This is a genomic window from Actinomycetes bacterium (genome assembly GCA_036000965.1).
Lineage (GTDB): Bacteria > Actinomycetota > CALGFH01 > CALGFH01 > CALGFH01 > DASYUT01.
Map to the genome: position 1 here is coordinate 51,627 of DASYUT010000303.1, position 14,651 is coordinate 66,277.

Consider the following 14,651-nt stretch of genomic DNA (forward strand, 5'->3'; position numbering starts at 1 on the left):
GAGGAGGGAGGGGCGACGGTGATCCAGCTGCGGGACATCATGACGACCGAGGTCCTCACCACCTCGGCCGAGCGGGCAGTCGCGGAGGTCACCAGCATGATGGTGAAGGCTCGGGTGGGCTCGGCGGTCGTCATGGAGGGCTCCTGGCTGGCCGGCATCCTGACCGAGCGGGATGTGCTGCGGGCGGCCGCCTCGGGCTCGGACCTCACCAAGTCGCCTGTTTCGGAGTGGATGACGAGGGATCCAGTGACGGCCACCCCCGACATGACAACCGGGGAGGCCGCCGAGGTGATGCTGACCGGCGGGTTTCGCCACCTCCCCGTCGTGGAGGGCCGCGAACTCAAGGGTGTGGTCAGCATCCGCGACATCCTGTCCTCGGGGATCCGCCGTCGCTCGAACGCCGAGTAGATCCTGTAGGCAGGCGCCGGCCGTAGGAGCGGGTGCGCGACGGCCAGCCGTTCGGCCCCGCCGATCCCTGTTACGAGCACGGCCGCTGCGGTAGCCTGATCAGGATGTGTCACAGGCGCCGGTGGCATCTCGTCTCTGGGTTGACCGAGACGAAGAAGGAGATGCCATGAAGGTGTTCGTCGCCGGCGCCACGGGTGCGCTTGGCACACAGCTCGTCCCTCAGCTCGTCGCGAACGGCCACGAGGTCGTGGGCATGACCAGGACGGCGTCCAAGCGGGACACGCTGCGGGCGCTGGGAGCACGGCCGGTGGTGGCCGACGCACTCGACCCAGACTCGGTGGCCCGGGCTGTGGCCGAGGCCGAGCCCGAGGTGATCGTGCACCAGCTCACGGCGCTGTCCGGAGCGCTGGACATGCGGCACGTCGAGCGCTTCTTCGCCATGACCAACCGCCTGCGCACCGAGGGCACCGACCACCTGCTCGCCGCCGGCCACGCGGTGGGAGCGCGCCGCTTCGTGGCACAGAGCTACGCGGGCTGGCCGTTCGCGCGCACCGGCGGGCCGGTGAAGAGCGAGACCGATCCACTGGATCCCAACCCACCCGAGGCGCTGCGCTCCACGCTCGCGGCGATCCGCCATCTCGAGCAGGCGGTGACCGGAGTCGAGTGGGCCGAGGGCCTCGTGCTCCGCTACGGCGGCTTCTACGGCCCAGGGACCGGGATGAGCCTGGATCCCGAAGCGGCGCTGGCCAAGCCAGTCCGCAAGCGACAGTTCCCGCTGGTCGGGGGTGGTGGCGGCGTATGGTCGTTCGTCCACATCGAGGACGCCGCCGCGGCGACCGTCGCGGCCGTCGAGCACGGCCCGGGCGGGATCTACCAGGTCGTGGACGACGAGCCCGCGCCCGTGCGCGAATGGCTTCCGGCGCTGGCGAGCGCGCTGGGCGCCAAGCCGCCGAGGCGCTTCCCGCGGTGGCTCGGGCGGCTCGCGGCCGGTGAGGCGGCGACCGTCATGATGACCGAGGTGCGGGGAGCATCCAACGCCAAGGCGAAGCGCGAGCTCGGCTGGCAGCCGCGCTATCCGAGCTGGCGGCTGGGCTTCGCGAAGGGCCTCGGCTAAGCGATGTCGGTGGCGCAGCTCTTCGAGGAGTTCCGGCCGGGGGCGTTCGCGGTCGCCTACCGGATGCTCGGCAGCATGAGCGAGGCGGAGGACGTCGTGCAGGAGGCGTTCCTCCGCCTGCACCGCACGCTGCAGGAAGGGGAGCGGATCGAGTCGCCGCGCGCCTACCTCTCGACCGTGGTCACGCGGCTCTGCATCGACCAGCTTCGCTCCGCGCGCGCCCGACGCGAGAGCTACGTCGGCGAGTGGCTGCCCGAGCCGCTCGTCGCGAGCGCCGACGAGGACCCGGCCCGCCACGCGGAGGTGGCAGACTCGCTGTCGCTTGCCTTCCTCGTGCTGCTCGAGAGCCTGTCGCCGGAACAGCGTGCGGCGTTCCTGCTGCGCGAGGTCTTCGACTACCCCTACGACGAGATCGCCGGGATCGTCGGCAAGAGCGAGGACAACACCCGCCAGCTGGTAGCGCGGGCCCGCAAGCACGTGGAGGAGCGCAGGCCACGCTTCGAGGCGTCGCGCGAGCGACGCGAGCAGCTGGCGCAGAGCTTCTTTGCGGCGGCCGAGGAGGGCGATCTCGAGGCGCTCGAGGGGCTGCTCGCCCGCGACGTCGTGCTCCACGGCGACGGCGGCGGCAGGGTGCCGGCGATCGCCCGCGCGCTGCATGGCCGGGCCCGGGTCGCCCGGACCCTGCTCACGTGGGTGCGTGCCGCGGCGCGCTTCGGCGGCTTCTCCTTGCGCCGGGTCGAGGTCAACGGCCAGCCCGGCGCGATGGTGCTCGACCCCGAGGGCAGGCTGATCGGCGTGCTGGCGCTCGATGTCGCGGACGGGCAGGTCCAGGCGGTGACCTCCGTCGTCAACCCTGACAAGCTGCGGCACCTCGGGCCGCTCGCCGATCTAGGCGCGCTGCTGCACCGCCCCGCCACCTAACCAACACGCGGCTCGCCGCCCACCCCTCCGGCACGCGGCTCGCCGCCCACCCCTCCGGCCTGCGCGGCGAGCCCGGCGGCGGTCGGCCCTGCCAATGGGCATGCAGCCGAGCTGCACCGCCTCGTCCCGGTTGGCGGCCTTCTGGCGGAGACGCACCCCGTCGGCCGCGAGCAGCTCCTCCCGGGCTCAGCTCTCAATCCGCTCACCGTCCCTGACCGCCTGCACCAACTTGTCTGGGTCGTGGCCGTTGTGGCGGTAGGCCGTATCATCGCGTGTGGCCAGTCTGGCGCCTCTGGCGAGCTCGTCGATGACGGCGAGAAACTGTCTCACAGCTCTTGACGCCGCGTCCCGCCGCCATGTCACGCCGACCTGGAGGGCCGGTGCTGTCGTCATCAATGGCCGGAACGCGACGCCCCGGACCTTGAAGAGGCCCACCGCCGATTCTGCCGTGAACGTGAGCCCGAGCCCGGCCGCGACCGCGCCGAGGCTGCTCTCGAGCGTCGTGGCTTCAAGCGCGACTGACAGCAAGACCCCCGAGCGATCGCACACCTCGTTCACGAGATGGTCGTGGAGCGGCGGGTCGAGGGCACGCGGGAAGAGCACGACCGGCTCGTGCGCGATGTGCTCGGCCCGGACGGCCCGCAGCCTCGCCAGTGGATGACCCTCGGGCATGGCCACGAAGACGCGCTCGCGGTGCAGCGGCCGGAAGCTGATGGCCTCTCCGTCGGGGCACGCGAGACGGACGAAGGCGACGTCGACCTGCTTGGCCTTCAGCGCCATGAGGTGTGCACCCGTGTGCCCCACGACCGTCTCCAGGGCAACGGAGGGGAACCGCTCGCGGAACGTCCGAACCGCTGTGGGCGCGTACTGCGATGCGACGGCTGCGGGATAGCCGATCCGCAGCCGCGTCGTTCCCTCACCGGCCTCTCGCGCGGCCTGCGCGGCCTGGGCGACAGCCTCATCGGCACAACGACCCTGCTCGAGGAGGACGCGACCCGCCTCGGTGAGCTCGATGCGTCGGCCACGCACAAACAACTCGACTCCGAGCTCTCGCTCAAGGGCCAGGATCTGTTGGCTGAGCGGGGGCCGGGTTATCTGGAGGCGCTCGGCCGCGCGGCCGAAGTGCAGCTCTTCGGCGACGGCGATGAAGTAGCGTAGTTGCCGGAACTCCATACCAGCCACTCGTCCCTTCGCTCGTTCTTACGTCGACATACGCCGGTGGGCAAAATGAGGCAGTGGCCGCCGCGCCGGGGCGGAGATGGAAGCTGCTGTGGACACGCTGGTCGGGCGGTTCCGCTTCCACTGGTGGCCCGGCCGGTCACGTCCTGAGCGCTCACGGACGCACCTGCCAGGCACCTACCCTTCGCGCTGTGCGGAACTGGCTCCTTAGAACGACCCGATCGCCTGGATGCTGACCGGACGCCTCACACCATACCCAAGGTGTGAACGATTGTCAAGAACGAATGTGCAACATCTGCTCAGGGCAGTTGTGCACGCGCACGGCGACGGGTATCGTGACGTGCGTCGACGGATGCGTACAAGGGTCAGAAGTCCTGGAGAGCGAGGAACCCCTTGAGAAGACCCTTCAACACCTACGAGCCGGACGAGGACGAACCCCTGGTCACTGCGGCGATCATGTACTACCAGGCACAGCGCTCCCAGGAGCAGATCGCCCGGCATCTCGGCGTCAGTCGACCGACCGTGAGCCGGCTACTCGCCCGCGCTCGGCAACTCGGGATCGTCCGAATCGAGATCGTGCCTCCCACCGCCGACCCCAGCCTCGCCAAGGACCTCGAAGAGAAATTGAAGCTTCGAGGGATCCATGTCGCCGCCGGGCTGGCCGACCCCGCCGATCCTGCACCGGTGCTGGCCGGTCGGCTCAATGACGCGCTCGCGGGCATCACCCTGCAGGCCGGCGACGTGATCGTGGTGGGATGGGGCCGCGCCATCCACAGCCTCGCGCGGTACGGGTTGACCCCGCAGCCGGGGGTCATCGTTGCTCCAGCGCTGGGCGGGAGCAACGAGGACCGACCGTGGTTCCAGCCGAACGAGATCACCCGGCAGTGGGCAGCCGCCCTCGAGGGCACCCCTCGCTACCTGCATGCTCCGGCCTTCGTCTCAGCGTCGCTCAAGCGGTCCCTGGTCCATGAGGAAGGCATCCATTCGACCCTGGGCCTGTGGGACAGGGCCACCGCCGCGCTCGTGGGGATCGGAGCCTATCCGAAGCCCGATCCTAGCCTCATCGCCGCCGGCTTTTCTGACGGCGATCCTGCGATCGCGCACGCGACAGGCGACGTGGTCGGTCGATTCTTCACCGAGGACGGGACACTGATCCACTACCCCGATGAGCCGCGGCTGCTCGCGATCAAGGCAGACCGGCTCCGACGCGTCCCGCACGTCCTCGGGATCGCCGTCGGCGCCGACAAGGCAAAGGCCATCGTGGGGGCAGCCCGAGCCGGACTCATCAACACCCTGGTCACCGACGCGGTCACGGCCCGAGCCGTAGCGGCCTTCCTCGCCTAGCGCTCGAGGAGTCGAGGGCGGCGACGTTCTCCCCAGGTAGCGGCGGCGCTTGGTGCCTGGGATGGGGGACGACGTCGCCGCCCTGGGCGAGCACCGCGGTCATGCCGGCATCCTGCGAGCCGAGGCGGCAGCTGACCGGCTGGCCCGGTCTGGTCACCGTGTGAGAAACGGGCGGCGCCGGCTCTCATGCGGGTCTCATCTGGCCGGGCGTACAACTCTTCGGGTGCCGCCACTGCTCGCGGAGGGGTCGCTGCCCCTGTGCCCTGCGACGGCACCACCCGCACCGGCTGGCGCCCTTCCGGGCCGTCCGCCACCGATCCGATGCCGGCAGGAGGGGAGCCGATGTGCGCACGGGGGTGAGCGGCTGGGCCTGGCGCGCCGCCGCCGTCGCCGTCGCCGTCCTGGTCGCGGCGGCGGCCGTGACCCTGTACGGGAGCTACCACTACGCCGGCCGCCTATTGCGGGAGGGTCGCCACCGGGTCGCCAACCTCGCCGCGGCCGTGCCTGGCGGTCCGACGAACATCCTGCTCGTCGGATCGGACTCCCGCGAAGGGCTCTCACCAGGCCAGCTCGGCCGCATCCAGACGACCGTCGCCGCCGGGCAGCGCACCGACACGATCATCCTCGTCCACCTCAGCCCGGCCAGGCGCAGGGCGGTCATGGTGTCGATCCCGCGCGACCTGCGGGTGCGCATCGACGGCCAGACCAACAAGCTCAACGCCGCCTACGCCCTCGGCGGGCCGAGCCTTGCCGTCAAGACGGTGCAGCAGGTGACCGGGGTGCCGATCAACCACTACGTGGAGCTTGACTTCGCCGGCTTCCTCAAGGTGGTCGACGCGCTCGGTGGGGTGCGACTGTGCAACCCGACCGGCAGGCGCTGGGACGACAGCTTCGCCAACCTGCACATGGCCGCCCACTCCTGCCAATTGATGGACGGCATCCACGCCCTCGCCTACGTCCGGGCCAGGCACGTGGACTCCGACTTCGGCCGCATCGGTCGGCAGCAGGCGTTCATCCGCGCGGTGATGGGCAAGCTCACCTCGGCCGGCAACCTCGTCAACCTCCCCAAGATGCTATCCATCGCCAACGCGATGGGCCCGCACGTGCACTCCGACAGCACGCTCACGACCGGCGGGGCGCTCGCGCTGGCGCGCAGGGTGGGCAGCATGTCGGCCTCGAGTGTCGACCTGCGCGTCTACCCGAGCTCCGATCCCGGCCCGGCCTGCACCGGCTGCCCGGACTACGTGGTGGCGCGACCGGAGGCCGCGATCCTCATGACGGCGATCGCGCGGGACGCCCCGGTGCTCCCGCCCGTGGGCCTGCCCAGCGGCGGCGCCGGCCTCGAGGGCGCACCGGTCCAGGTCCTGAACGGCGGAGGGCGGGCCGGCGCTGCCAGGTGGGCGGCCGCCGCCGTGCGGGCCGACGGGCTTACCGTGGTCGGTACCGGCGACGCCCCGGCCCCGAGGGGCACCCGCTCGACGCTCGCCTACCCACCGGCCCTGGCCACGCAGGCGCAGCTCTTGCGCTTCTTGCTCGACCCCCAGGTGCGGTTGGTCCCTGGCGGGCCGCCCGGCCAGCTGGTGCTCATCGTGGGGTCGGCCTACCAGCCCCCCGCCCCGGCGGGCGCCCCCTCGGCGCGCTCTACCTCACCCTCCTCGAGCGAGTCGCTCAGCTGGTGAAGTGACCGCCGAAGATGTCGGAGTTGCCGAACGTCGGCGGGCAGACGGAGTTGGGGGCGGGCTTGGCGATGGGGCTGCCGTCGGCCAGCGCCTGACGGTAGGCGTCCACCGCGGGGCAGTCGGCGGCGTTGCGCACGTCGACGTACACCGCCACGGCGAAGCCGCCTGCTGCCGCCGTGGTGTTGTAGTCGCCGAGGAACTCCCCGTTCAGGGCGTTGGCGCTGGAACCTCGGGCGTCACCGACAGGGCCGCGGTGGGCATCCGACCATCCGGTCGGCGTGCCACCAGCCCCGACCGTGGCGCGCCGGACCACGCCCTGCATGCGCCGTGGAGTGGCCGTGGTGGTCTGCCATGGCTGGAGGAACGCGTTGTAGCCGACCCACACGTCGTGGCCGGTCGGGGAGATCGCGATCGCGGGATAGTCGGGCCGGTCGGTTGCCGCGGCGGCGTCCCTGGTGAAGTTGAAGGTGTCGCCGCCATTCGTCGAGTAGGCCACCACCAGCTGCTCGTTGGGACCGGGGCTGGTGTCGGTGTGGGTCGGCCCGTCCGTCCACGTCACCACAACCTCGTTGCTGGCGCCGGCTCCGGTGGGCGCGCCGTTGGCGACGTCGGCGGTGGGGAAGGTGCCGTTGCGGTTGCCGGCCACCCCGTCGAAGACGAGGTCGCCGCTCACCGGGTCGGGCAGGCCGCTCGGGGTGTAGAACGAGATCGGCCGGGGCCGCTCGAAGGTAGCGCCGCCGTCAGATGACCGGGCCATGAAGATGGCGTTCCGGAAGTGGAGCCCTCCCTGCCAGAACACATACAGCACGCCGTGGCTGTCGGTCCGCAGCCAGCAGTCCTGGCGACCGTTGCCGGTGATGTTGTTGGCGGCCTGGGTCAGCTGCCGCGAGGTCCAGCTGTCACCGCCGTCGGTGGAACGTGCCACCTCGATGGCGACCGGGAGGGCGTTGGCACTCCGCTCCTGGCCGCGGAAGGCCGCCACGCAGACGTAGGTGTTGCCGAAGAACGGGCTGGAGGCCGCATTGTCGGCCCAGATCTGCTCGTGGTCGGAGAACAGCGCGGCGTTCTGCTTGGAGGCGATCACCGGCGCCAGCCAGGCGTCGGCGTTCCCGGCCGCTGCGGCCCGCGGGTCATCGGTGCGGGAGACGGCGATGGCCTCGAACCCCTTGAAGGTCTGCTCGGAGTGGGCCGCGCTGAAGTTCGCGCTCAGGTTGGCGTAGTACAGGCGCGACCCGTTGGCCCAGGAGAACCTCCCCGGAGCAGGGTCGCCCGGCCTCCCGAGGCGTGGCCCAAACGACAGCGACGGGTCGCCGTCAGACACCAGGCCGCTCTCGAAGTACTGCGGGAGGGTGCCGATGGGGCCAACCTTGGGCACGCACGCCGCCGGCCCGAGGCAGTGCCGGGCGGACCAGCCGGTGTAGGTCGGCTGGGCCCAGCTGTGGCCGCCGTCGAACGAGAAGTACACGCCAGAGGTCCCCACCCCCGCGGTAAAGGGGCAGCTGGTCGGATCGCCGGCGTTGCAGGCCTCGATGTCGATCTCGTCGTTGGCGCCGGCCGCCACCACCAGCGGGTTCGATGCGTCGATCGCCACCGACGGCTCATTCTGCTTGTTCTGCGCGAACGGCGATGGCGGGCTACCCACTGAGACCAGGGTGTCTCCCTGGGCCGCGGCGGGCGTCGCCGATAGGACGAGCGCGACGACCGCAACAGCCGCCGCAAAGACCACGGAGATCCGTTTGGGTTGCACGCGATCCTCCCTGTGCGTCGCTGGGGTCGATCGCCCGCGAGCGCCGCGAGCGCCGGCCGCACAGCTCTGGCGATCGCGCCCCACGCCCGGATGTCCCAACCGAGCCTCGACCATGCGACCGCGCTCGTTGCGCTAGAACGTCAGGATGTCCTGCCCGGTGAGATCAAGTGGAAAGCGTGAAAAGCGGCTGTTCGCCGTTGTGAGCTCTGGGTGGCTATGAGCCCTCCTTCTCCACCTTGTCGCCGGCCGCAGACAACACGTACCACTCGGCACCAAACGCCTTCACGCCCTGGCCGTTGGTGTCGCCAGCCTTGCTGTCAGCCGCGTAGTAGTACAGCGGGTGGCTGTGGTAGGTGACCTCGGTCTTGCCGTCGGTGCGGGTCGTGGTCGCAAGCAGGGCAGCGGACGCGCCGCTGCCGGCCTGCGGCCCCCCGCTGGTGGTGTACGGGGGCCAGGCGCTGGCGCAGGCGCCGTAGCACGAGGACGTGGTGCCCTTGTCCTTCTCGAACAGGTACAGCGTGCGACCGCTGCCATCGACGAGGATGGTCCCGAGCTTTGAGCTCTTGACGGCGACCGTCGCCCCGCCCGCCGCCGTCCCCGACGAACTGGCCGGTGCGCTCTTGCTCGGGCTGCTGTTCTTGCCGCCGCAACCGGCGGCGACGAGGGCGATGGCGAGCGACGCGGTGGCGAGGACGAGCAGTCGTCTCACGCGTGCGCCTCCTTCGAGCCTGCTTGAGGTTTGAGGTCGGACGTGGCCGTACAGCAGTTGAACCTGCGTCCACCGTCGGTGATTCCCGCCAATCGGGCCGGCACGGCGAGCCGCGATCGGGCAGCCACGGGTGGACTCCCCCGCCAGCATCCTGGCCACGATGCCCTCGGCCAGCAGGTCAGTGGCGGCAAGCACCTGGTAGGACTCCAGCGGCAACTCGTGGGCGTCCTCACCGACCAAGGCGACCCTGGCCGGCGGACCGGCACCCGCCGGCCGCCCAGGGTGACCATGCTCTGCTGGCTGCCATGCCGCATGGCCACCCGAGCCCGGTCGTGGCGGCCCTTGGACCGGTCAGCTCGCGGGGTCCAAGCGAGGTCAGCCCTTGAGTGCTCCGGCCATGAGACCACGCATGAAGAACCGGCCGAGCAGGAGATACACGAGGAGGGTCGGGATCGAGGCGAGCAGCGCCGCGGCCATCTGCTGGCTGTACGGAACCACCATGGACCCCGCGATGTTGTTGAGCCGCACCGTGGTCGGCCAGCTCGACGGCCCGGTCAGGAACACCGCGAACAGGAAGTCGTTCCACATCGAAGTGAACTGCCAGATCAGCGTCACCGCGAACGCGGGCGCCGAGTTGGGGAGGATCACCGACCGGTAGGTGCGCAGCAGCCCGGCACCGTCGACACGGGCGGCCTCGGTCAGCTCGTTCGGGATCGAGGCGTAGTAGTTGCGGAAGATCAGCGTGCAGATCGGGATGCCGTACACGACGTGAGCGAGCATGAGGCCTGGGATCCCGCCGATCAGGTGCGCCCTCGTCATGAGCTGCACCAGCGGGATCATCACCGCCTGGTAGGGGATGAACATGCCGAACAGGAACAGCATGTAGACGACGTCTGCGCCGGGGAAGCGCCACTTCGACAGCACGAAACCGTTCATCGAGCCGAGCACGGACGAGATGATGGCGCCGGGCACGGCGAGCTTGACGCTGTTCCACAGCGCCGGCGCCAGGGCGGTCCAGGCAGCCCTCCAGCCCTCGCCGGTCCACGCCGTCGGCAGGCTCCAGGCACGGCTGGGGTCGGCCTCCGAGAGCGGCTTGAAGCTCGTGACGACCAGCACGTAGATCGGAATCAGGAAAAGCACGACGAACACCAGCAGCAGCCCGAGCTTGGCGGCCTGGGGGGCGGCTCGGCGCGCCCGCGCGCCCGGCCGCGCTGGCCGCTCGAGCACGGTCGGCGACGGCGCCTGGGTGACCGTCGTCATGAGCGCCGCTCCGTGCGGACGCTGTAGACCAGGTAGGGCACGATGAACACGGCCACGGCGAGCAGCATGTACGTCGCGATCGCCGCGCCCTTGGCGAAGTCGTGGGCATCGAACACCATCTGCCACATGTAGACCGCCGGCACGTCGGTGATGATCTGCTTGCCGGACACCGCGACGATCAGGTCGAAGACCTTGAGAGAGATGTGGCCGAGGATGATGAGGGCGGCGAGCGTGACCGGCCGCAGCTGGGGGATGACGACCTTGCGGTAGACCTGCCACTCCGAGGCGCCGTCGACCCGCGCGGCCTCGCGCAGCTCCTCCGGCACGCCGCGCAGGCCGGCGAGGACGAGTGCCATCACGTACCCGGACATCTGCCAGATCGCCGGGATCGCCATCGCGCCCATGCCCCAGGTCGGGTTCTGCCACCAGTCGTTGGACAGGAAGCCAAGCCCGACATGGTCGAAAAGCAGGTTCAGTCCGGACGCCCGCTCCCCGGGCGCGGGGTTCATGAGCCAGCGCCACACGATACCGGTGGCGATGAAGGACACCGCCATCGGGAAGAGGTAGACCGCTCGGAACCCGCCCTCGCCCCGGAGCCCCTTGTCGAGCAGCAACGCGAGGATCCAGCCGAGCAGCATGGCGCCGCCGACGAACACGGCCGTGAAGAGGACTGCGTGCTGGACGGCGCCGTTCCACCGCTCCTCACCCCACAGCCCGGTGAGGTTCTCCAAGCCGACGAATCGCTGCGGGGAGATCACCGTGTGCCAACTGCTCAGGGCGACCTTGACGTTCCAGCCGATGAGCCCGTAGACGAAGACGCCGATCGCGACGATCGACGGCGACAACAGGATCAGGCCCGGAAGCCAGGTCCGTGCGCGGCGCACGCGTCTTCCTTCCTCGACCATGGCCGCAGGCCGCCGGCCCAAACAGGCCGGCGGCCCCACCGAGGTCGATCCTCAGACCAGAGGATCGCTCACGACGCGGAAATCCCCTTCGTCGCGGCGTCCACCAGCGCCTTCTGGAAGTTGGCGGTGTTCTTGTTCTTCAGGAACAGGCCGACCGCGGTGTCGATGTCGGTGTGCCATGCGTTGTTCGCGGTGACACCGTGCCACATCGACCCGGCGAGCTTGCTGTTCCTCCACTGCTCGAGCGCCCACGCCAGGTAGTCCTTGTACAGCGACGTGTCGGCATCGGTGCGGGCGGGGATCGAGCCCTTCTGCGGGTTGAACAGGTCCTGCCCCTCCTTGCTCGCGGCCTCCTTCAACCAGGCGACCGCGGCGTCACGGTGCGGGGCGTTCTTGGGCAGCGTGAAACTGTCGGACAGCCACATGTACACACCGTCGGTGCCGGGCGCGGCAGCCCAGTCGAAGTCCGTCTTGGGCGTCTTGCCGAGCTCCTTGAAGTACCCGGCGGCCCAGTCGCCCATGACATTGAACGCCGCCTTGCCGTCCACGACGTTCTTCGCCGCGAGCTGCCAGTCCGTGGAGGCCGCCTCGGCGTTGGCGTACGAGAGGATCGTGGCGAAGTCCTGCAGCGCCTGGGTGACCTTCGGGGAGCTCCAGTCGGCGCCCGACTTCCACAGCGCGTTGTAGGCGTCCAGGCCGAGGCGGCCGAGCAGCACGCTCTCCAGCAGGTGGTCGGCGGTCCACTGGGCGCCAAGCGAGATCGGGATCTTGTTGGTCTTGTCCTTGACCGTCTTGAGGTCGGCGATGAACTCCTCGATGGTCGCTGGCGGCTTGGAGATGCCAGCCTCCTTCAGCACCGCAGGGCTGTACCAGAGGATGTTGGACCGGTGGATGTTCACCGGCACCGAATAGATCTGTCCCTCGAAGGTGATCTGGTCGACGAGCTGCTGAGGGAACACGTCACGCAGCTTCTGCTCGTCATAGAGGAAGTTGACCGACTCGAGCTGGCCGGCCTTGATGTAGTCCAGCAGCTCGGCGCCGGCGTGGCCCTGGAAGGAGTCCGGCGGCTGGTTGGCCTGCAGCCGGCTGGCCAGCACCGCCTTGGCGTTGGTCCCGGAGCCGCCGGCGACGGCGGCGTTCACGAACTCGATCTGGGAGTTCTTCTTCTTGAAGTCGGCGATCATGGCCTCAAGGCCCTTTCCCTCGCCGCCGCCGGTCCACCACGAGAACACCTCGACCTTGCTGGCTCCACCCGCGGTCGTCGCCTTCTTGTCGCCGCCGCAGCCCGCGAGCGCGAGGCAGACGACGGCCAGCAACGCCACGGAGGCAGCCCCTCTCCGCTTCAGCCGCATGGTCCCTCCCTTCGGATCAAGACTTCGTGGTCCCCACCTAACCCGTACGCGCGTTGTGCCACCTCACCGATAACGTTGTCATCTGCGGTGCCGTCATTCAATGGGGGCGACCCCGCAGTGTCAAGGGAGGATCACGGCGGCACCTCCCCGGAGCCCCGTCGGACCAGCTCGACCGGCAGCACGACGCGCTGCGGCGGCGACCGATCGCCCTCGAGGCGCCTGCACAGCAGCTCGGCGGCCTGCCGGCCCATCTCGGCCGGGCTGTGAGCCATCACGGTGATCGACAGCAGGTCGGCCAGCTCGAAGTCGTCGAACCCGACCACGGCGGTGCGCGCGCCCACCGCCCTGATCGCCCGCAGTGCACCGACGGTGATGCGGTTGTTGCCGGCGAAGATCGCGGTGGGCGGGTCAGACAGCGCCAGCAGCGCCCTGGTGGCCGCCTCCGCGGCGACCACGTCGTGCGACCCGAGTCGCAGCAGCGCCTCATCGACCCCAACCCCGGCGGCCGCCAGCGCCTCGACGTAGCCCTGCCGCCGCTCGACAGCGGTGAAGATCGTCCACACGTCACCGACCATGCCGATGCGCCGGTGCCCATGCGCGAGCAGATGCTCGACCGCCCTGCGGGCACCACCCACGTTGTCGATGAGGATGGCGTCGACGTCGAGGTTGACGGCCGGCCGGTCCATGAACACCGCCGCCGTACCCATCCGCAGCTCCGGCACCAGGAACCGGTGGTCGCTGCCGGCGGGCACCACCAGCAGCCCGTCCACCCGCCGCTCGCACAGCAGGCGGAGCAACTCCCGCTCCCCCGCCGGGTCCTCGTCGGAGCTGCCCGCGATGACCAGGTAGCCGCGCTTGCGAGCCACCTCCTCCACCGCACGGGTAAGGGCCGAGTAGAAGGGATTGGCCACATCCTCGATCACCAGGCCGATGGTGCGGGACGATTGCCCCTGGCGCAGCACGCGGGCCATGTCGTTGCGGCGGAAGCCCAGCGCGGTGATTGCCTTCGCCACCCTGGCCGCGGTCTCGGGCCGCACGCCGTCCTCGTCGTTGACGACCCGGGAGACGGTCTTGAGGCTCACCTGCGCCTCCTTGGCCACGTCCCGCATGGTTGGTCTCGACAGTCGGGCCTTGGGAACTGGCATGGAACCCCGGTTGGAGGGCTGATCGACGCGTACGGGTCGCGGCCGGACGACATCCGCATGGGAGCGCTGTGCTCGTCCAACCTCTACCGACAACGTTGTCGTCTCAGTTGTCATACAGCCATGGGGTCGGGGCGGCTGTCAATGCGTGGGAGTCTCCTCCCGGCTTCCGGATGCCCTCTGGGCGAATCGCATTGACCGTGACTTCGGATAGTGTGCTCGCCACTGGCAGTCTTTCGCCGGCCGCCACCCCCTACCGACCACACCAAAGGAAGACGCACCATGGATTGGAAGCTTGAACTGGTGGCGATTCCCGTCTCGGACGTGGACCGCGCGAAGGTCTTCTACACCGAGAAGGTCGGCTTCAACGCAGACTATGACCACAGGGTCAGCGATGAGATTCGCTTCGTTCAGCTGACGCCTCCCGGGTCGGCCTGCTCGATCGCCCTGGGGACCGGGATCGTGGACACGCCGCCGGGCTCTGTCCAGGGCATGCAGCTGGTCGTCTCAGACATAAACGCCGCGCGTGCGGAACTCGTCGAGGGGGGGGTGGAGGTCAGCGAGGTCCAGGAGTTCGACTGGGGCTCGTTCGTGTTCTTCAGGGACCCGGACGGCAACGGCTGGGCCGTGCAGCAGCTGCCTGCTCGCGACTAGCTGGCGAAGGCTCCGGCTGAGGGACACCACGCCACAGGGATCCGCCGGACGAACCCACCCGGACCGGGCTGGGTGCCAAGGGCTCTATGTGGTGGGCTAGATGACGTCGGGAGCCGGGTCGACGACGACCGTGACCTCGACATTGCCGCGGACCGCGTTCGAATAGGGACACACGCCGTGCGCCTTGGCAACCACCCGCTCAGCCTGGTCGCGATCCAGATCTGGCAGGCGGGCGTG

General features: G+C 69.7%; 13 protein-coding genes. 6 read left to right on the forward strand and 7 right to left on the reverse strand.

Annotated features, from left to right (window positions below; translation table 11 throughout):
* Window positions 1-18: 18 nt before the first annotated feature.
* From VG276_27085 to VG276_27095, 3 genes are all read left to right on the forward strand, one after another.
* Entirely contained in the window at window positions 19-408 is a 390-nt protein-coding gene (locus tag VG276_27085) for a CBS domain-containing protein (protein HEV8652953.1), read from the forward strand.
* 166 nt (window positions 409-574) lie between these two features.
* The gene (locus tag VG276_27090; protein HEV8652954.1) at window positions 575-1,522 is read left to right on the forward strand and encodes an NAD(P)-dependent oxidoreductase; all 948 of its coding nucleotides are present in this window, start codon (window positions 575-577) and stop codon (window positions 1,520-1,522) included.
* Window positions 1,523-1,525: 3 nt separating this feature from the next.
* On the forward strand, window positions 1,526-2,443 hold the full coding sequence (locus tag VG276_27095; GenBank protein ID HEV8652955.1) for an RNA polymerase sigma-70 factor: 918 nt from the start codon (window positions 1,526-1,528) through the stop codon (window positions 2,441-2,443).
* Window positions 2,444-2,629: 186 nt separating this feature from the next.
* On the opposite strand, the gene VG276_27100 is transcribed toward VG276_27095, so the two are convergent.
* Window positions 2,630-3,616, reverse strand: coding sequence for a LysR family transcriptional regulator (locus VG276_27100; GenBank protein ID HEV8652956.1), 987 nt, complete (start codon window positions 3,614-3,616; stop codon window positions 2,630-2,632).
* A 399-nt stretch (window positions 3,617-4,015) separates the two neighbouring features.
* Between VG276_27100 and VG276_27105 the strand changes: the two genes are divergently transcribed.
* Window positions 4,016-4,966, forward strand: coding sequence for a sugar-binding domain-containing protein (locus VG276_27105; GenBank protein HEV8652957.1), 951 nt, complete (start codon window positions 4,016-4,018; stop codon window positions 4,964-4,966).
* Between the two features lie 344 nt (window positions 4,967-5,310).
* Window positions 5,311-6,645 (forward strand): LCP family protein, encoded by a 1,335-nt coding sequence (locus VG276_27110; GenBank protein ID HEV8652958.1) that lies wholly within the window; start codon window positions 5,311-5,313, stop codon window positions 6,643-6,645.
* Here VG276_27110 and VG276_27115 read toward each other — a convergent pair.
* From VG276_27115 to VG276_27140, 6 genes are all read right to left on the reverse strand, one after another.
* On the reverse strand, window positions 6,635-8,392 hold the full coding sequence (locus tag VG276_27115; GenBank protein HEV8652959.1) for a sialidase family protein: 1,758 nt from the start codon (window positions 8,390-8,392) through the stop codon (window positions 6,635-6,637). The two genes, VG276_27110 and VG276_27115, sit on opposite strands and share 11 nt — an antisense overlap.
* 214 nt (window positions 8,393-8,606) lie before the next feature.
* Complete coding sequence (locus VG276_27120) at window positions 8,607-9,101, reverse strand: hypothetical protein (protein HEV8652960.1); 495 nt, start codon at window positions 9,099-9,101, stop codon at window positions 8,607-8,609.
* Window positions 9,102-9,476: 375 nt separating this feature from the next.
* Window positions 9,477-10,361: a carbohydrate ABC transporter permease gene (locus VG276_27125; GenBank protein ID HEV8652961.1), complete on the reverse strand. Its 885-nt coding sequence runs from the start codon at window positions 10,359-10,361 to the stop codon at window positions 9,477-9,479.
* On the reverse strand, window positions 10,358-11,245 hold the full coding sequence (locus VG276_27130) for a sugar ABC transporter permease (protein ID HEV8652962.1): 888 nt from the start codon (window positions 11,243-11,245) through the stop codon (window positions 10,358-10,360). Before VG276_27130 ends, VG276_27125 begins: the two co-directional genes overlap by 4 nt.
* 89 nt (window positions 11,246-11,334) lie before the next feature.
* Window positions 11,335-12,618, reverse strand: a complete 1,284-nt coding sequence (locus VG276_27135) for an ABC transporter substrate-binding protein (GenBank protein HEV8652963.1) — start codon at window positions 12,616-12,618, stop codon at window positions 11,335-11,337.
* Window positions 12,619-12,749: 131 nt separating this feature from the next.
* Window positions 12,750-13,763 carry a LacI family DNA-binding transcriptional regulator gene (locus tag VG276_27140; protein HEV8652964.1) on the reverse strand — a complete coding sequence of 338 codons (1,014 nt, stop codon included), beginning with the start codon at window positions 13,761-13,763 and terminating at the stop codon, window positions 12,750-12,752.
* 279 nt (window positions 13,764-14,042) lie between these two features.
* Here VG276_27140 and VG276_27145 point away from each other — a divergent pair, with 279 nt between their 5' ends.
* The gene (locus VG276_27145) at window positions 14,043-14,414 is read left to right on the forward strand and encodes a glyoxalase superfamily protein (GenBank protein ID HEV8652965.1); all 372 of its coding nucleotides are present in this window, start codon (window positions 14,043-14,045) and stop codon (window positions 14,412-14,414) included.
* The last annotated feature ends 237 nt before the right edge of the window (window positions 14,415-14,651 follow it).